General features: G+C 73.0%; 13 protein-coding genes. 4 read left to right on the forward strand and 9 right to left on the reverse strand.

The window, feature by feature from the left end; translation table 11 throughout:
- Nucleotides 1-12: 12 nt before the first annotated feature.
- The 4 genes from treY to Msi02_RS09360 form a co-directional block, all read right to left on the reverse strand.
- Nucleotides 13-2,223 (reverse strand): malto-oligosyltrehalose synthase, encoded by a 2,211-nt coding sequence (gene treY, locus Msi02_RS09345; protein WP_239108253.1) that lies wholly within the window; start codon nt 2,221-2,223, stop codon nt 13-15.
- Nucleotides 2,224-2,407: 184 nt separating this feature from the next.
- Complete coding sequence (gene glgX / locus Msi02_RS09350; RefSeq protein WP_204047960.1) at nt 2,408-4,579, reverse strand: glycogen debranching protein GlgX; 2,172 nt, start codon at nt 4,577-4,579, stop codon at nt 2,408-2,410.
- A 315-nt stretch (nt 4,580-4,894) separates the two neighbouring features.
- Entirely contained in the window at nt 4,895-5,641 is a 747-nt protein-coding gene (locus Msi02_RS09355) for an oxygen-binding di-iron domain-containing protein (RefSeq protein WP_204047961.1), read from the reverse strand.
- A 56-nt stretch (nt 5,642-5,697) separates the two neighbouring features.
- On the reverse strand, nt 5,698-6,069 hold the full coding sequence (locus Msi02_RS09360; RefSeq protein ID WP_204047962.1) for a winged helix-turn-helix transcriptional regulator: 372 nt from the start codon (nt 6,067-6,069) through the stop codon (nt 5,698-5,700).
- A 76-nt stretch (nt 6,070-6,145) separates the two neighbouring features.
- Here Msi02_RS09360 and Msi02_RS09365 point away from each other — a divergent pair, with 76 nt between their 5' ends.
- A complete protein-coding gene (locus Msi02_RS09365) occupies nt 6,146-7,003 on the forward strand; it encodes an SDR family oxidoreductase (RefSeq protein WP_204047963.1) in 858 nt (285 codons plus the stop codon).
- Here the strand turns inward: Msi02_RS09365 and Msi02_RS09370 are convergent, their stop codons facing one another.
- The 3 genes from Msi02_RS09370 to Msi02_RS09380 form a co-directional block, all read right to left on the reverse strand.
- The gene (locus Msi02_RS09370) at nt 7,004-10,255 is read right to left on the reverse strand and encodes an ATP-binding protein (RefSeq protein WP_204047964.1); all 3,252 of its coding nucleotides are present in this window, start codon (nt 10,253-10,255) and stop codon (nt 7,004-7,006) included.
- A gap of 87 nt (nt 10,256-10,342) precedes the next feature.
- Nucleotides 10,343-11,668 (reverse strand): sensor histidine kinase, encoded by a 1,326-nt coding sequence (locus tag Msi02_RS09375; protein WP_204047965.1) that lies wholly within the window; start codon nt 11,666-11,668, stop codon nt 10,343-10,345.
- 27 nt (nt 11,669-11,695) lie between these two features.
- A complete protein-coding gene (locus Msi02_RS09380) occupies nt 11,696-12,379 on the reverse strand; it encodes a response regulator transcription factor (protein ID WP_204047966.1) in 684 nt (227 codons plus the stop codon).
- A 156-nt stretch (nt 12,380-12,535) separates the two neighbouring features.
- On the opposite strand from Msi02_RS09380, the gene Msi02_RS09385 reads away from it, so the two are divergent.
- Nucleotides 12,536-13,156: a hypothetical protein gene (locus Msi02_RS09385; protein WP_204047967.1), complete on the forward strand. Its 621-nt coding sequence runs from the start codon at nt 12,536-12,538 to the stop codon at nt 13,154-13,156.
- 27 nt (nt 13,157-13,183) lie between these two features.
- On the opposite strand, the gene Msi02_RS09390 is transcribed toward Msi02_RS09385, so the two are convergent.
- Nucleotides 13,184-13,846, reverse strand: coding sequence for a DUF305 domain-containing protein (locus Msi02_RS09390; RefSeq protein WP_204047968.1), 663 nt, complete (start codon nt 13,844-13,846; stop codon nt 13,184-13,186).
- A gap of 436 nt (nt 13,847-14,282) precedes the next feature.
- Here Msi02_RS09390 and Msi02_RS09395 point away from each other — a divergent pair, with 436 nt between their 5' ends.
- Together Msi02_RS09395 and Msi02_RS09400 are read left to right on the forward strand one after the other, a co-directional pair.
- Entirely contained in the window at nt 14,283-15,287 is a 1,005-nt protein-coding gene (locus Msi02_RS09395) for a LacI family DNA-binding transcriptional regulator (protein ID WP_030510556.1), read from the forward strand.
- Complete coding sequence (locus Msi02_RS09400; RefSeq protein ID WP_275414109.1) at nt 15,274-16,746, forward strand: serine/threonine-protein kinase; 1,473 nt, start codon at nt 15,274-15,276, stop codon at nt 16,744-16,746. The genes Msi02_RS09395 and Msi02_RS09400 overlap by 14 nt, the downstream gene beginning before the upstream one ends.
- A 144-nt stretch (nt 16,747-16,890) precedes the next feature.
- Here Msi02_RS09400 and Msi02_RS09405 read toward each other — a convergent pair whose 3' ends face one another.
- Nucleotides 16,891-17,550, reverse strand: coding sequence for a class I SAM-dependent methyltransferase (locus tag Msi02_RS09405; protein WP_239108254.1), 660 nt, complete (start codon nt 17,548-17,550; stop codon nt 16,891-16,893).
- Nucleotides 17,551-17,568 lie beyond the last annotated feature (18 nt).

A 17,568-nucleotide genomic window follows, 5' to 3' on the forward strand; every position in this document is an offset into this window, starting at 1 on the left:
CGGACGAAGCCGTCAGCCTTCGAGAATCGCGACCGGGTACGCGGACAGCAGGTCGGCCATCCGCACCTCACCCGCGTGCTCGGCGCCGGTGAGCAGGTCGCGCCAGCGCCCCGGCGGCAGCGTGATCGTCTCACTCCCCCAGCCGCCCCTGCGCTCCAGCCCGACCGGCAGCCGGGTCGCGACCACGACCGCGGCCGTCCCCTGCCCGGGAACGCCACGCGTGAACGCGATCGCGTGCTCCCCCGCCTCGACCGGCGCGTACGGCGCCTCGGGGTCGAGCCGCTGCCGCAGGCGGAGCGCGGCGGCGGTGACGCGGATCTTCTGGCCGTCCCAGCTGTCGTCGGGCTCGGCCAGCAGTCGGCGGCGCCGCTCGAAGTCCACCGGCCGCCGGTTGTCCGGGTCGACCAGCGAGAAGTCGGTGATCTCGTTGCCCTGGTAGACGTCCGGGATGCCCGGCATGAGGAGCTGGACGGCCTTCTGCGCCAGCGAGTTGACCCGGGCGTACCGGTCCACGACCTCGGTGAACGAGGCGACCGAGTAGCCGCAGGCGTCGATGGCCCGCCGGGCGAAGTCCCTGATCCCCTCCTCGTACGCCGGGTCGGGGTTCAGCCAGGAGATGGACGTCTTGGCCTCGCGCGCGGCCTTGAGCAGGTAGTCGGTGAAGCGGTCGAGGCCGATCGGCCAGGCCGCCATCAGCGACTGCCAGGCGAGGTAGTCGAGCTTGGGGTCGAACGACACGGCCGCCGTCCAGGAGTCGACGGCCATCGTCCACTCCTCGGGCATCTCCGACAGCACCGCGAGACGGGCGCGCACGTCCTCCGACCGCTTGGTGTCGTGGGTGGACAGCGTGGTCATCGTCCGCGGCGGCAGCCCGGCGCAGAACTCGTGGAACTCGGCGGGCGACACCCCGAACCTGTCGGGCTCCCCGCCCACCTCGTTGAGGCAGGCCAGCGGATACCAGCGGTAGAGCGCGGTGTCCTCCACCCCCTTGGCCATGACCGGCCCGCAGGTCTGCTGGAAGCGGGTGACCGCCTCGGGCGGGCCGTACAGGACGAGGTTGGCGGCCTTGGCCACCGCGTCGGGGTCGGTCCTGGTGGCCGCCAGCCCGGCCGCCTCCTGGATGATCGCCTCGGATTCGGCGGACGGCTGCTCGCCCGGGTTCACGTACGCCCGGTAGACGGGCATCGCGGCCAGCAGTTCCACGACGGCGTCGCGCAGCTCCGGGTCGCCGAGATCGTCGGTCAGCCGGTCGACCTCCCCGCGGAAGAACAGGTCGATGACGTACTTCTTGGAGTCGTGGCGCACGGTCTCGTAGTCGTCGCGTACGCCGGTGTGGCGGCCGAACGTCTCGATCAGCGCGTCGCGGCCGGCCGGGTCGACGAACAGCCGGGTGACCATGTTGAGCGCGTCGTACCCCGTGGTGCCGTCGCACGGCCAGTCGGCGGGCAGCCGTTCGCCGTCGATGAGGATCTTCTCCACCCACAGCGGGCCGGGCACGTGCGGGCGCAGCCACCGCAGGTAGCCGCGGGGGTCGGCCAGGCCGTCCGGGTGGTCGACGCGCAGCCCGTGGATCACGCCCTCGTCGATGAGGCGGAAGGTGACGGCGTGAGTGGCCTCGAAGACCTCGGGGTCCTCCACACGCAGGCCCATCAGCGACGACACGTCGAAGAACCGCCGGTAGCCGGGGCTCTCGCGCCAGTGGGCCAGCCGGTAGTGCTGGGCCTCCAGCAGCTCCGGCAGCGGCAGGTGCTCGGTGCCCGGCCTGATCGGGAACGCGTGGTCGTGGTAGCGCAGCACCTGACCGTCCACGCCGTCGTCCACACGCAGCGCCTCGTCGGCGTCGTCGCCGAGCAGCGGGAGGGTGACCGGCCACTGGAAGTCGAACCACCGGGAGGCCGGCGACCCCGGACCGTCCCGCAGCGCCGCCCACAGCTGGGCGTTGTCCGACTCCGGCACCGGCACGGTCATGTGGTTGGGCACGATGTCGGAGACCAGCGGCATGCCCTCGGCCGCCAGCGCCCGCAGGCCCTCCTCGCCGCCGAACTCCTCGCGTACGCGGCCGTGGTCGGTCACGTCGTACCCGTGCTGGGACTCCCGGCAGGCCTGGAGGATCGGCGACAGGTAGAGGTGGCCTGCCCCCAGGTCACGGAGGTATCCGACGAGGCTCGCGGCCTGGGCGAATCCGAAGTCGGGCGTCAGCTGCACCCGATAGGTAGAAGTCACCGAACCGCCTTTCGCAGCGCGTTTCCGGAGGTCGTGTTCATAGTGCACGTCACGAGCGCGCCCCGGCCAGCACCGCGACGGCCAGGAGAAGCGACGGACGGGAGGAGCGAGGGACGGGAACCCCTCTTGCCCGGTGCGACGCGGACTAACGCCGCATCGCACTCTATTCGGGCATCGGTGCTGGTCAGGACCCCAGCACGGGCCCGACCCGGCGCAGCACCCGCACCGACCGGCCGCTCACGGGCACGGCCTCGCCGGCCCGGCACACGCGCGACTCGCTCAGCACCGGCATCGCCGTGTCCAGCTCGGTCGCCCACAGCTCGCCGTAGTCGTCGGGGATCGTGAATTTGATGACCTCGTGGTGGGCGTTGAACAGCAGCAGGAACGAGTCGTCGCGGATCCGCCGGCCGCGCCGGTCGGGCTCGGTGATGGCGTCGCCGTTCAGGAACACCGCCAGCGCCTTGGCGTAGCCGTTCGTCCAGTCGGCGTCGGCCATCTCGGTGCCGGACGGCGTGAGCCAGGCGATGTCGCTCAGCTCGTCGTGCGATCCGCGTACGGGCCGGCCGTAGAAGAAGCGGCGGCGGCGGAAGACCGGGTGGTCGCGGCGCAGCCGGGCCAGGCGCCGGGTGAAGTCGAGGAGCTGGCGCTTCTCCCTGGTTCCCGCGTCGTCCCCGGTGGCGGAGTTTCGGGCGCCGGCCTCGAGGATCGTGCCCCAGTCGACCCAGCTGATCTCGTTGTCCTGGCAGTAGGAGTTGTTGTTGCCCTGCTGGGTGCGGCCGATCTCGTCGCCGTGCGACAGCATCGGCACGCCCTGCGACAGGAACAGCGTGGCCAGGAAGTTGCGCTTCTGCCGCTCGCGGAGCTGGGCGACCGGGCCGGTGGCCGGGCCCTCCACCCCGCAGTTCCAGGAGCGGTTGTCGTCCGCGCCGTCGCGGTTGTCCTCGCCGTTGGCCTCGTTGTGCTTGTCGTTGTACGACACCAGGTCCTGAAGCGTGAAGCCGTCGTGGCAGGTGACGAAGTTGATCGACGCGGCGGGGCGGCGGCTGTCGTCCTGGTAGAGGTCGCTCGACCCGGTGAGGCGGCTGGCGAATTCCGGCAGCGCGGCGGGCTCGCCCCGCCACAGGTCGCGGATCGTGTCGCGGTAGCGGCCGTTCCACTCGGTCCAGCGGGCCGGGAAGTTGCCGACCTGGTAGCCGCCGGGTCCGACGTCCCACGGCTCGGCGATGAGCTTGACCTGCGACAGCACCGGGTCCTGCTGGACGAGGTCGAAGAACGCGCTCAGCCGGTCGACCTCGTGCAGCTCACGGGCGAGGGAGGCCGCGAGGTCGAAGCGGAAGCCGTCCACGTGCATGTCGCGCACCCAGTAGCGCAGCGAGTCCATGATCAGCTGCAGCGCGTGCGGGCTGCGCATCAGCAGGCTGTTGCCGGTGCCGGTGGTGTCCATGTAGTAGCGCCGGTCGTCCTCGACCAGCCGGTAGTAGTTGGCGTTGTCGATGCCGCGCATCGACAGGGTCGGGCCCAGGTGGTTGCCCTCCGCCGTGTGGTTGTAGACGACGTCGAGGATCACCTCGATGCCCGCCTCGTGCAGGGCCTTCACCATCGCCTTGAACTCCAGCACCTGCCCGCCGCGCTGCCCGGAGCTGGAGTACGCGTTGTGCGGCGCGAAGAAGCCGATCGTGTTGTAGCCCCAGTAGTTGGACAGCCCCCGCTTCTCCAGCATGTGGTCGGTCACGAACTGGTGGACCGGCATGAGCTCGATCGCGGTGACGCCGAGCGAGGTGAGGTGGTCGATGATCTCGGGGTGGCCGAGCGCGGCGTACGTGCCCCGGATCCGCTCCGGGATCTTCGGGTGGCTGATCGTGAGGCCGCGCACGTGCGCCTCGTAGATCACCGTGTCGTGGTACGGCGTGGCCGGCGGCCGGTCGTGCCCCCAGCCGAAGAAGGGGTTGACGACGATCGACCTCGGCACGTACGGCGCCGAGTCGCTGTCGTCCCGGCTGTCCGGCTCGCCGAAGCGGTAGCCGTACACCGCCTGGTCCCAGCTGACCGAGCCCTCCACCGCCTTGGCGTACGGGTCGATCAGCAGCTTGTTGGGGTTGCAGCGCAGGCCGTCGCCGGGCGAGTAGGGCCCGTGGACGCGGTAGCCGTACCGCTGGCCCGGACCCACCCCGGGCAGGTAGCAGTGCCAGACGAAGCCGTCCACCTCGCTCAGCGTGACGCGCTCCTCGTTGCCGTCGTCGTCGAACAGGCACAGCTCGACGCGCTCGGCCACCTCGGAGAAGAGCGCGAAGTTGGTGCCCGCGCCGTCGTACGTCGCCCCGAGCGGATAGGAATCCCCCGGCCAGATCTCCCTCACTGGACCTCCTCGCCCTCCGGCTCGGCGGTCACGCCGGGAAGGTCCCGGAGCCCACCGGCTCTATGGTCGCGCTCGCTCACGGTCCGGCCCCTCCCGGGAACCCCGCCTGCGAGATCGTGGTGCTGGATGTCGTTCACAAGACATCGTGCCTGCCCAGAAAAGGCTTCGACAGTCCCGCCACGTTAACTGCGTGTATGGCAACGGGTGGAACCGCCCATCAACGAGCAAAGCACCGGTGACCTGGACCGACTCTCCGCCTACGGAGGCGGGCGTCCGTCCCGCCCGTCACGGACCGCAGTCGTCCGCGCGGTTGACTCACCCGGGATCGGACCTGCCGGCGAGGCCGCGTACGGCGCCGATCACCCGGGCGACGCGGTCCCCGGTCGCGGTGGGCCCGTGAGCCGAGGCGATCGCGATGATCTCCATGGCCGCGAGCCGGTCGACGTGGCGGCCGAAGATCCGCGGGTCGAGCCAGCGGTGCCAGGGGCTGAGCCCGGCGCCGAAGGCGCGCACGGCCTCCAGGTAGTCCTCCATCGGGAGGTCACCCGCGTCCGCGGTCGCGACCGGCGTCCCGGCCCCGAAGCAGTCGGCCGCCCAGTAAACGCCGCTGCGGTCGTCGTACAGCCCTCGGGTCGCGGGCGCGTCGTAGAGCGGGGGCCGGACCGCGGTCAGCCGCCGGTCGCCCGCGTCGAACGACTCGTCGTCGGCGATCCGGCGTGTACGGCCCGGCGGCGGCACGAAGCCGCGCCCGGGACGCGGGGGCGAGCCGGTGACCAGCGTCGCGTCCGGGCACATCTCCAGGGCGACCTCCAGGTTGCCCGCGTGGTCGGGGTCGTCGTGGCTCAGGAAGATCCAGCGCACGTCGCGCGGCTCCACGACGGAGAAGACGTCCTCGGTCCAGCGCTCGCGGTGCTCGGCCGCGCCGGTGTCCACGATCACCGGTTCGCGCCCGGTGATGACCATCGAGTTGACGTGCGCGTATCCCGCCGCCGCGGGTTCGATCACCGGGACGAGCACCACGTCGGGCGCGATCCGCCAGGGACCTGTCAGCTGTGTCTCCATGCCTCACAGGCTCGGCGGGCGGTCTTGTTCCGAACTTGGCGCGGGCTTGCCGGGGTTCAGCGGCCCTCGTGGCGCTCCCGGGCGGCGACGACCTCGGGCATGCGCTCCTCCGTCCAGGCGATGAGGGGAAGCAGGCGCTCGGCGGCCTCACGGCCGAGCGGGGTGAGGCTGTACTCGACCCGCGGCGGGATCGTGTGCTCGGCCTCCCGCAGCACCATGCCGTCGCGTTCCAGCGCCTGGAGGGTCTGGGACAGCATCTTCTCGCTCACCCCGTCCACGCGGCGGCGCAGGGCGTTGAAGCGGTAGGGCCCTTCGTACAGGGCCGCCAGCGCCAGGATCGCCCACCGGCCGGTGATCGTCTCCAGCACGGTGCGCGAGGTGCACTTCCGCGAGAAGACGTCGGCGACGAGGTCCTCGAACTCCTCCATGGCCGCCAGCTTACGCTCTCGAAGTACTTTCTGATAGAAAGCACTAACCACTAGAAAGCGCTGTGGAGGAGAAACCATGATTGTCGTGACCGGAGCCACCGGGCACCTCGGCCGGCTGGTCGTCGAGGACCTCGCCGCGCGCGTCCCCGCCTCGCGGATCGTCGCGGCGGTGCGCAGCCCGGAGAAGGCGGCCGACCTGGCCGAGCGGGGCGTCCAGGTGCGCGAGGCGGACTACGACCGCCCCGCCACCCTGGAAGCGGCGTTGGAAGGCGCCACCAGGGTCCTGCTCGTGTCCGGCACCGATCCCGGCCGGCGGGTCGGCCAGCACAAGGCCGTGGTGGACGCCGCCCGGGCGGCCGGCGTCGAGCTGCTCGCCTACACGAGCATCCCGCGCGCCGACACCACCCCGCTGGGCCTCGCGCCCGACCACAAGGCGACCGAGGAGTACATCCGCGCGAGCGGGCTGCCCTTCGCCTTCCTGCGCAACGGCTGGTATCACGAGAACTACGTCGCGGCGGCCCGGCAGGGCGCGCAGAGCGGCGTCATCCCCGGCAGCGCCCGCGACGGCCGCGTCGCCTCGGCGGCGCGCGCCGACTTCGCCGCCGCCGCGGCCGCCGTCCTGGCGGGCGAAGGGCACCGCAACGCGGTGTACGAGCTGACGGGCGACGTCGCCTGGAGCATGCCCGAGCTGGCCGCCGTGGTCTCCGAACTGTCCGGTACGCCGGTCGAGTATCGGGACCTGCCCGTCGCCGAGTACGCCAAGGCGCTGGAGGCGGGCGGCCTGCCCGGACCGGTCGCGGCCCTGTTCGCCCAGATCGACGCCGGCATCGCCGACGGCTGGCTCGGCGAAACCCCCGGCGACCTGTCCCGCCTCATCGGCCGCCCGACCACCCCGCTGCGCGACACCCTCGCCGAGGCCCTGAAGAACGGGTGATCACACGCGGTCGAGCAGGGCCAGGATCGGCTTCTCGTACAGGGCCGCCCCTGAACGGCGGACGAGAGCGAGCGCGGCGCGCAGGCGGCGGCCCGCGGCCTCGCGGTCGTCTCGCGCGAGCGCCAGGCGGGCCAGGCACAGGTCGGTCACCGACCAGCCGAGCAGGCGGCCCTGATGCGGCAGGAGCAGGTCGTGCAGCGCCGCCGCCGCGGCCGTGTCGCCCAGGGCCAGGCACGCCTCGCTCAGCAGGTCGGGGACGAACCGGTAGGCGAGATCTCCTCGCATCCCGGCGAAGCCGTCGCGGGCCAGACCTGCGAGGATCTCGGCGGCCTCGTCCCTCCTGCCGAGGTCGAGCAGGGCCGCGCAGCGCAGCACCAGCCATCCGGGCTGGCCGGGCCGCCGCGCCAGCGCCTCCTCGGCCGGCGTCAGCGCCGCCGCCGCGTCACCCCGCGTCCGCGCCGCCAGGCAGCGGAAGACGTCGGCCCGGCTCTCGGCGTGGTCGCGGCCGAACGCGCCCTCAGGATGGAGCCGGGCCGACTCCTCCGCCTCCGCCACGGCGCGGCCGGGGTCGCCGCGGAGATAGGCGTGGATCGCCGACAGCCAGGCGGTGAGGCTGAGCAGGGCGGGCTGCCTGATCCTGCGCGCGGTGTCCGACAGCCACGTCAGCAGCAGGTCCGCCCGCTCCAGCTCGCCCTGTTTGACCAGCTCGACGTGCTCGGCCTCCCGGGCCAGCCATTCGGCCACCAGGTCGCCGGTCCGGCGGGCCACCTCGGTCATCTCGTCGATGGCCGCCTGCCGCTCGGCGTGCCCGGCGACTCCCCGGGAGAGGATCTCGTACGCGCTGAGCGCCCGCAGCAGCGACCCGTCGTCCCCGTGCAGGCGGGCCTCCCGTACGGCCTCGGCCGCGAGCGCGCAGCTCTCCTCGACCGGCCGGGTGAAACAGCCCGTGACGGCGAAGGCCGCCAGGAGCTGCGACCGCCAGGGCGAGCCCTCCCCCTGGCTCCGCAGCGCCCGCTCGATCCGCCCGGTCAGCGCGCCGCCCGCGGCCCACTCCTCGTACATCGCCCACGACAGCGGGTCGGAGAACCCGAGCGCGGCGCGGGCCAGCCGGTCGTCGTCCCCGAGAGCGTCGGCGATCTCGGCCGCCTCCTCCAGCGAGGCGTGGACCTGCGTGCTCATCCCGGCCGCCGACTGCGCCTCGGCGAGGCCGAGCAGCAGGTCGCACCGCAGCTCCCGGCTCTCCCTGGCGGCGGTCACCGGAAGCTGGCCGGTGAGGGCGACGGCATGCCCCAGGTGCTCGACCGCGTCCTCGTACGCGAACTGGGCCATGGCGTGAGCGGCCGCCTGCCGGGCGTACTCGATCGCCTTGGCCGCCATGCCGGAGATGACCAGGCCCTCGCGGTAGTGGTGCGCCAGCTCGGCCAGATGCGTGCCGCGCCGCTCGAGCACGGCCGCGATGCCGGCGTGCAGGCGCCGCCTGCGCAGCGGGGCGAGGCCGTCGCGCAGCACGTCGCGGACGATGTCGTGGGCGAACCGGTAGACCATGTCGTGCTCGGTGAGCAGGCGCGCCCGGACGGCCGCGTCGAGCACCTCGAGCACCTCGTCGCGCGGCACGTCCATCACGTCGTGCACCACGTCGAGCAGCACGTCCAGCGGGGCGTCACGGCCCAGCAGCGCCGCCGCCGACAGGACGCCCGGCGCGCCCGGCGGCATCGCCGCCATCCTGCCGCGCAGCACGTCCGCGACCGCGCCCGGCACCTCGCCGCCGTCCAGGTGGACCAGTTCGCCCAGGAAGAAGGGGTTGCCGCCGGTCCGCCTGGCCACCTCGGCCGCGCGCGTCGCGTCCGCGCCCGCCCGCCGCAGATACTCGGCGATGGCGTCCTCGCGGAGGCCGCCCAGCGTGAGCCGCTCGACCTGCGGGAGCCGTACGAGCGTGGCGAGCGTGCGGGCCAGCGGCCCGCCCACCTCCGTGTCGCGGTACGTCGCGATCACGGTCAGCTCCGGGCACGCCCGCGTGGTGGCGAGGAACTCCAGCAGGCGCAGGGACGAGGCGTCGGCCCACTGGAGGTCGTCGAGGACGACGAGCACCCTGCCGTGCGCCGCCGCGTGCTCGGCGAGGAGCCGGGCGAACGCCTCGTACAGCGCGAACTCCCCGGTCGCGCCGAGCATCTCGGCCAGTTCGCCGTGCCGTCCGGTGAGCTGCCGTACGGCCTGGGCCCAGGGCCAGAACGGCGGCGCGCCCGTGCCGTCCCAGCAGCGGCCGAAGACCGCGACCGGCGCGCGCGCCGCGGCGTCCTCCGCCAGGCTGGTCTTGCCGATGCCCGGCTCGCCCGCCACGAGCACGATCCGCGGGCCGCCCGCGGTGACGGCGCGGCGCAGGACCCGTGATTCGGCCGCCCGCCCGACGAGCGCGCACTCCCGCTGTCCGGCGTCCACCGTGTCCGCCCCGGCGGCGGAAGCGAGGCCGTGGGAGGTCGCGGGCGGGGGCGTCAGCGCGGGGTCCTGCTCCAGGATCCGCCGCTCCAGCTCACGGGAGCGCGGATCGGGGTCCAGGCCGAGTTCGCCGACGAGCAGCCGGCGGCCCTCGGTGAGCAGGGCGAGCGCGTCCGCCTGGCGGCCGGCCTGGTAGAGGGCGTGCGCGCCGAGCCTGCGCAGCCGCTCGCGCAGGGGATGCGCCGCCACGAGCCTCGTCAGCTCGGGCACCAGCGCCCGCCCGAACCCGAGCGCGAGCTCGGCCTGGGCCACGTCCTCGACGATCGAGAGCCTGAGCTCCGCCAGATGGGCGATCTCGTCGCGCGCCCAGGGCTCGTTCTCGAACCCCGACAGCGGCTCGCCCCGCCACTCCTTCAGAGCCAGGCGGAGCTGCCCGGCGGCTCCCGCGTGGTCGCCCGCCTCCAGCAGCCGCCTGCCCGCCGCGACGGCGGCGCCGGCGCGGCCGAGGTCGAAGCTCTCGGGCGGGAGCTCGACCGCGTAGCCGCCCGGCCTGCTCACCAGCACCGACGGCTTCGCCCTGCGCACCCGGCCGGGTTCGAGCACGCGCCGCAGCTTCGACACGTACGCCTGCACGGTGTTGACCGCCCCCGGCGGCGGCTCCTGCTCCCAGAGGGCGTCCACGATCCTGGCCGTGCTCACCGGACGCGGCGCGGCCAGCACGCACAGGGCCAGCACCGCCCGCTGCTGGGAGGGCCCGATGTCGAGCGGCGTCCCCCCGTCGTCGAGCACGACGACCGGGCCGAGCACGCGGAACTCCAACGCGATCCCCTCCGGTTGCGGTCCCCCGAATGTATCCCGCCGCAGGAGGAGTTTTCGGACGATCGGCGGACGATCCACGACAAACGGTCAGTGACGGGAGCCGCGGGCGCGGGTGCGCCGAAGCAGACGGCGACGCGGGTCGGCGGCCCGGCCGTCGGTGTGCAGCCACAGGTTCACGCCGGTCCCCCCGAGCGCCGAGGGCTCGATCCGCACCCCGCCGCCGGTCGACTCGGCCAGGCGCCGGGCGATGTCGAGGCCGAGCCCGGTGGAGCCTGCCCCGCTGTTGCCCCGCCGCAGCGCCTTCTCCGGATCGGGAATTCCCGGGCCCGCGTCCGCGACGAGGATGCCCACCATGCCGCTCCCCCGGTGCAGGGTGACGCGGAAGGCCGTGCCCTGCGGCGTGTGGCGGAAGACGTTGCCGAGCAGCGCGTCGACCACCGCGCCGAGATCGGCCGCGGCGACCGGCACCGGGCTGGGCTCGTCGGCGCCGACGAGCTGCCACGGCCGCGCCTGGTCCTCGGCGAGCGCCGACCAGAAGGCGAGCCGTTCCCGCAGCACGAGCGCGGCGTCGCAGCCCGCCGGCACGGCCCGGGACGGCCGCCGGGCGGCCTCGATGATCTCGTCCACGGCCTGTTCGAGCCGGTCGATGGCGAGCCTGCGCTGCTCGGCCTCGGGGCCGGTGCCGCCGAGGTTGAGCCGCAGCGCGGTCAGCGGGGTGCGCAGCCGGTGCGACAGGTCGGCGGCGAGCTCGCGCTCGGCCGCGAGCAGTCCCTCCACCTGGTCGGCCATCGTGTTGAACGCGCGTCCTGCGGCCACCAGCTCGGGCGGGCCGTCCGGGACGATGCGCACCGTCAGGTCGCCCGCCCCGAGGGCCGCCGCCGCCTGCCCGAGCCTGCGGGCCGCCCGGACGACCCGGGCCCCGAGCCGGTCGGCCACCACCACCGACCCCACCACCAGGGTGACCGCGACGCCGGTCAGCACGGCCCAGGAGGTGGACACGCCCTTCCTCGCGTCCGCCTCGGGCGCGTACACCTCGATGACGGCCCGCCGCCCGCCGCCCAGCGCGACCGGCCTGAGCAGCACGTATCCCTTCCTGACCGGCACGGTCCTGGCGCTTTCCGCCGCGCCCGCGACGTCGGCCGCCGTGACCCGGGAGCGGCCCACCGTACGCCCGCCGGAGAGGTGGACGGCCAGGCGGGAGGTCCCCACCGGGGTGCTGGCCAGTGCGCGCTCCAGCGCGGCCGCGTCGTCGGTCACCACGAGGGCGGGCACGATCGTGGCGGCCTGGCGCTCGGCGTCCGCGAGCGCGCGGCTCTCGGCGATCTCCTTGACCGCCACGGCCAGCGGGATGAGGAAGGCCAGCGCGACCATCGCCGTCACGGCCACCGCCACCAGGGCCAGGCTCCGTCTCACCGCCGCTCCCGCTCAGGACCTCGGGGCTCAGCCCTCGGCAGGGGGGCTGAGACGTACGCCGACACCCCGCACGGTATGCAGATATCGGGGACGGGAGGCGCTCTCGCCGAGCTTGCGCCGCAGCCAGGACAGGTGGACGTCGATCGTCTGATCGTCCCCGTACGACTGCCGCCACACCTCGGCCAGCAGTTCCTTGCGCGAGATCACGCGCTCGGGACGGGCGGCGAGGTAGGCCAGCAGGTCGAACTCCCGGCGGGTGAGGTCGAGCGGCACGCCGTCGAGGCGGGCCTCCCTGCGGTCGGCGTCGACGACCAGGCCGCCGACCCTCGCGACGGACGACGACGCCCCGGGCCTGGCCCGGCGCAGCACGGCCTCCAGGCGGGCGTTGAGGTGGTCGCCGGAGAACGGCTTGACCAGGTAGTCGTCCGCGCCGCCGCGCAGCAGGCGGACGATCTCGGCCTCGTCGTCCCGCGCGGTGGCCACGATGACCGGGACGTCGGAGATCGCCCGGAGCATCTTCAGCGCCTCCGCGCCGTCGAGGTCGGGCAGTCCCAGGTCGAGGACGACCACGTCGGGGGCGGCGTGGGCGATCTCCCGCAGAGCGTCGAGCGCCCGGCCCGCGCTGCGGACCGCGTGGCTGCGCCCGGTCAGGTCGCGGATGATCGCGGACCGGACGAACTCGTCGTCCTCAACCACCAGAACGGTCGCCATGGGGCAGAAACGTACACGCCCACCCGGTACGGCGTCCCGGGAAGAGCGATCCGAAACATAGGGAATTGCGGCTATTTAAGGCATGCACAAATCCATAGAGGTTGCCCGAAAACAATCGAGCGGCCAATCGGATGGCGAGATAGAGTGAGCGGCCACATGAGAAGGGCCGCCGGTTACTTGATCGCCTGGTGCGGGGCCACCGCGCTCGCCGTCGGCGTGTCCTGGCTCGGCGTGCGCGACGTGCTGCGCAGCGCGATCCTGGACGAGGCGCCCCTCGCCCCCGTGGTGGCCGTCGCCGCGTCCCTGTCCGCCTCGCCGGGCGCCCCCGTCCCCACTCCGCGGGGCACGCCGGACGGAGGAGCCTCCGGCGGCACGTCCGAGGAGCCGGCCGATGAAGCGGCCGGGCGGCCGTCCCCCTCCCGGCCCACCGCCACGCCGGCGCGGACCGCGCGGGCGGCGCGGACCACCCCGGCGCCGCGCCCGGCACGTGCCACACCGCCGGCGAGGCCGGCGGAGTCCTCTCCCGCCGCCCGGCAGCGCAAGGCCGCCGGCGGGGAGAGCCTGCACACGTTCACGCTGAAGGGCGGCAGGGCGACGATCGCGGTGACCTCCGAGGACTGCCGCGTGGTGACGGCGACTCCGAACGACGGCTACGAGGTCAAGGTGTGGGAGGCCGACCAGTGGCTGCGGGTCGCGTTCCTCCGGGACGTCCACGAGTCGTCGGCGTTCTGCACGTGGAACGCCCTGCCGCCCAGGCTCGACACGTACGAGAACTGAGGGCCCCGGCCTTCCGCTCGGGAAAGCTCAGTCCAGCAGGGCGCGGTATTTCTTGAGCTCCTTGACCTCGGCGCCCAGCGAGGTGGCGGTGGCGACGGCCAGCGCCTTGGCTCCCCCGAAGGCGCCGCCGGCCTGCTCGGCCCGGGCGAGCTTGATCGCGCCGTTGTCGTGCTCGATCATCAGCGTCACGTACTTCCGGTCGAAGGACGGGCCACGCAACTTGGCGAGCGCCTCGATCTCGGCCCGCGTCTGCGTGCCCGGCATCGCGTGGTCGCGCGGCAGCGGCTCCGCGCCCCACATGTCGAGCCAGTCCTTCAACGTGCGGATGTCGGTGTCGCGGGCCGTCGCGACCTTCGCGGCGAACTCGCCGACCCATGGGTCGCCCGCCCGCGTCTGCGCGAGCCTCGCCATCTCCAGGGCCTGGAGGTGATGCGGGATCATCTGCCGGGCGAACGCCACGTCGGCGGCGTTGTTTTCTGTGGACGGCTCCGCCGCGCCGGTCTCGTCCGGCGTGGCGCTGAGCGCGGACCCGGGGGTCGCCGTGGCCTCAGGGCTCGGCGTGGCCTCGGGGGTGAGCGCCGTCCCAGGGGTGGCGGGCGAGACGGACGCCGGGACCGCGGGGGCGGGCGAGGCGGCCTCGCCCGCCAGGTCCGGCGCGCCGCATCCGGCGAGCAGGGCCGTCGCGAGCACTCCCGTTAACGCGCTCGGTAACGCGGCCGTCACACGAGCCGTCACAGCGGGGAGCCGGCGGATAGTGGTCGTCACTGGAGGGCCTTTCCGGTTCTGGCTCGGGGACGGACGCGACGGCCGCCGGGGCCGGGCGCGATCGGGTCCGTCCGTGATCCCTTGCCGCAGGACCCTACCGCCGGTCGGCGGCTCCGGCCGCCCTCGTACGGCGTTTCGGCATATTTACGGTGATTAACGGACAAGCTGGGCATTGCGTGTCAAAATTCCCATTCGCTTCCCTGGATCACCCCTGTGCTCTAGCCTCCAACTGTGCCAAAGGGCAGCGAAACTCTACGAAAGGTTTCACACCGAGGAAACCTCTGTTGACACGAGCGAAACAGTGATACTTTCGCTTGGGAGCGCTCCCAAGCCGTGTGAACCTTCGGGCCGAGGAGACCGGATGGCCGATCTTCCCACCCTCGCAGAGGTAGCCGCCGCAGCCGGCGTCTCCCCGGCAACAGCTTCCCGGGTCCTGACCGGCTCGGTACGCGTGACCACGTCGACCCGCCGACAAGTCCATGACGCGATGTCGCGTCTGGGCTACGTACGGCGCCGCGCCCCCAGGGGATCCGCGGGCCGGCGGGCCGAGCAGATCATCGCCGCGGTCGTCTGCGAGCACAGTCCACGCCTTTTCACCGAGCCGTTCTACGCCAGGCTCCTGTCCGCCTGCGAGGAGGTGCTGACGACGCACGGGGTCCCGATGGTCGTGATGACCGCGACCCCTGCGACCGCCTCCATCGCCGCACCGCCGCTGGTCGCGGGCGCCGTCGACGGCGTCCTTCTGATCGGGGCACGCGCGCGGCACCCCCTCGCGGTCACGCTGGCGGCCTCGGGCGTCCCGGTGCGCTGTGCCGGGCGGCCGCCAGACGGCATCGACCTCCCGTTCGTCGACATGGACAACCGTGACGGCGGGCGGCAGGCGGCCGAGCACCTGCTGCTCAACAACCGCAAGCACATCGCCACCATCGCCGGGCCGCCGACCCTGCCGGCCGCCCGCGACCGGCTGGAGGGCTTCCGGCAGACGCTCCGCGACGCCGGTGTGCTCGACATGCCCGTGGCGTACGGCGACTTCACCCACGCGTCGGGCGCGCACGCCATGCAGTGGCTGCTGCAACGGGCGCCGCACCTCGACGCCGTGTTCGCGGCGTCGGACGTGATGGCGGCCGGGGCGATGCAGACGCTGCGCCGCGCCGGGCGGAAGGTGCCGGACGACGTGGCCGTCATCGGATACGACGACGCGCCCGTGGCCAGGCACACCTCGCCGACGCTGACCACGGTCAGGCAGCCCGTCGAGGAAATGGCCACGCTCGCCGCACGACTGCTTCTCATGACACTCGGGGACGGGGACAATCCCAAGGGCAATCCGGTGCTGCCCACGGAACTGGTGGTTCGTGAATCGGCCTGAGCTTCGAGAAGGCGACGTCCTGACCCGTCGTTATCTGCTCCAGGAGCGGATAGCGACGGGCGGGATGTCGGTCATTTGGCGTGCCTTCGACCAGTCACTCCAGCGCATGGTCGCGATCAAGGTGCTGGACGGCTCGCTCGACGACGACAATCCCGGGCGGGAACTCATGCGCCGGGAGGCCAGGGCCACCGCCCGGCTGATCCACCCGGACGCGATCGAGGTCTACGACTACGGCGAGACGGTCACGAACGGCGGCAGGCTGGCGTCCTTCGTGGTCATGCGCCTGCTGGAGGGACGGTCGCTGGCCGACCGGGTCGTCGAGGGCCCGCTGCCCTGGGCCGAGGCGGTGGAGATCGCCGCCGGGCTGGCGAAGGTGCTGGCGGCGGCCCACGACCGGGGCATCGTCCACCGGGACGTCACCCCGGAGAACGTGCTGCTCGCCGAAGACGGGCCCAAGCTGCTCGACTTCGGCATCGCCGCGTTCATCGGCGAGGCCGACGACCAGCTCGTCGCCGACTTCGGCACACCGCCGTACGTCGCGCCGGAGCGGCTGAAGGGGACGACGGCCGACCCGGCCGTGGACGTCTACGCGCTCGGCGTGCTGCTGTTCGAGATGCTCACGGGCGCCCTGCCCTACCCGGAGAAGACCTGGGAGGCGATCGAGACGGCACGGCGGGAGGGACCCCCGCCGGCGCCCGAAGGGGTGCCGGGCCTGCCGCAGGAGGTCGCCGACCTGTGCCGGCGCTGCCTGTGCCCCGACCCCGTGGACCGGCCGAGCGCACGCGCGGTCGCCGCCGCGCTGACCGCCGTGAAGAAGCCGCCGGGGCCACGCGGGGCCGGCTGGGGCGCCGCCGCCGTCGGGGCCGCGGCCCTGGGCGGCATCCTCTGGTTCACCCAGACGCACGGCCCGGAGGTCGGAGCCGTCACCGTCCTGCCCAGCCCGTCGCCCGCGTACGCGCAGGCCACCGCCTCGCCGCCGCCGCAGGTCGAAGCCGCCGCCGAACCCCGGCACACGGTCGCGCCCGTCGCGGACCCCGTACGCACCGCCGCGCCCGCCCGGCACCACCCCTCCCCCTCGGTCAGCGTCAAGGTCGTCAAGAAGGACCGGCACGCCGGGGACACCGTCAGGCGGCCGAAGACCTCGGCCACCCGCAAGTCCGACGTGGCGCCGCTGCCCCTGGCCACCACGGCCGCGCCGCTGCGGGTCGACACCGCGGTCAGGCAGTTCAACCTGCTCGTGGACGGCGCGGAGGCCACCCACGACATCGACGACGACGTCGCGCTCGACCTCAAGCAGGTGCTGCGTAACGCCGTCGGCAACGGTCAGGGGCTGTCCACCGTACGTACCAAGATCGAGGTCAGGTATCAGGAGGGACGGCTGCCGCTCACGCTGAAGGGGGAACTGCTGGCCGCGCTCGACCGGGTCGAAGCCGCGGTGACCGAGGCCAGCGACACCTGAAGTGGGAGCGCTCCCAGAACAACCCTCTGTTGAGTTGGGTCAGGACCGAAAGTCCGAACGCGTCCGTTAAGCGTTCAGCTCGCGACCGAAATTATCTTCTACTGCTGTGGGGCCGGCCGACGACGCCCAGCCTCCGGCCGGCGGTCAGATCCGCCTGATCGTCGCGAGCCACGCCGGTGCGCCGTCATCGTGAAATCTCGTCTGGATCCGGTCCGGCTCGATGGCCATGACACTCCATTCGTCGCCGGGAGCGAACGCCGCTCTGAGATCTTCCCGGCTGACGGGGTGCGGGCCGGTATCGGGACCGTCGTCGCTGAAGCACAGCACGTACAGGGTGCCACCGTGTTCGGTCACCGACGCCAGACTCGTCACATATCCGGAGCGCTCGTCGCCGTCGAAGGTGTGGAACAGCCCGCAGTCCAGCACGGTCTCGAACCTGCGCCCCAGACGCTCCAAACGGAGGGCGTCGGCCGCGGCGAACTCGGCCTCGATCCCACGGTCGCCGGCCTTCGCCCGGGCGATCGCCAGTGCCGTCTCGGCCACGTCGACGCCCAGAACCGGCAATCCCAGCGAGGCGACGTGAAGAGCGTTCTCCCCGGTCCCGCAGCCCGCGTCGAGAACCGCGCCGACGAAGCCGCCTTCCGATGCCAGACGCACTATCGCCGGCTGCGGCCGTCCGATGTCCCAAGGCGCGGGACCGTCGTGGTACGACGCGTCCCACGGCAGCCCTGTCATCCGTTCATGGCTGGTCGGATAACGGCCATCGAAAGGCTCGTCGGCGAGGCTTTCCGATCGCTCCGGCAACTTCCTCTCCTTCCTCGT

Origin of the sequence: Microbispora siamensis (assembly GCF_016863095.1) — a bacterium.
In the GTDB taxonomy this organism is placed as follows: Bacteria; Actinomycetota; Actinomycetes; order Streptosporangiales; family Streptosporangiaceae; genus Microbispora; species Microbispora siamensis.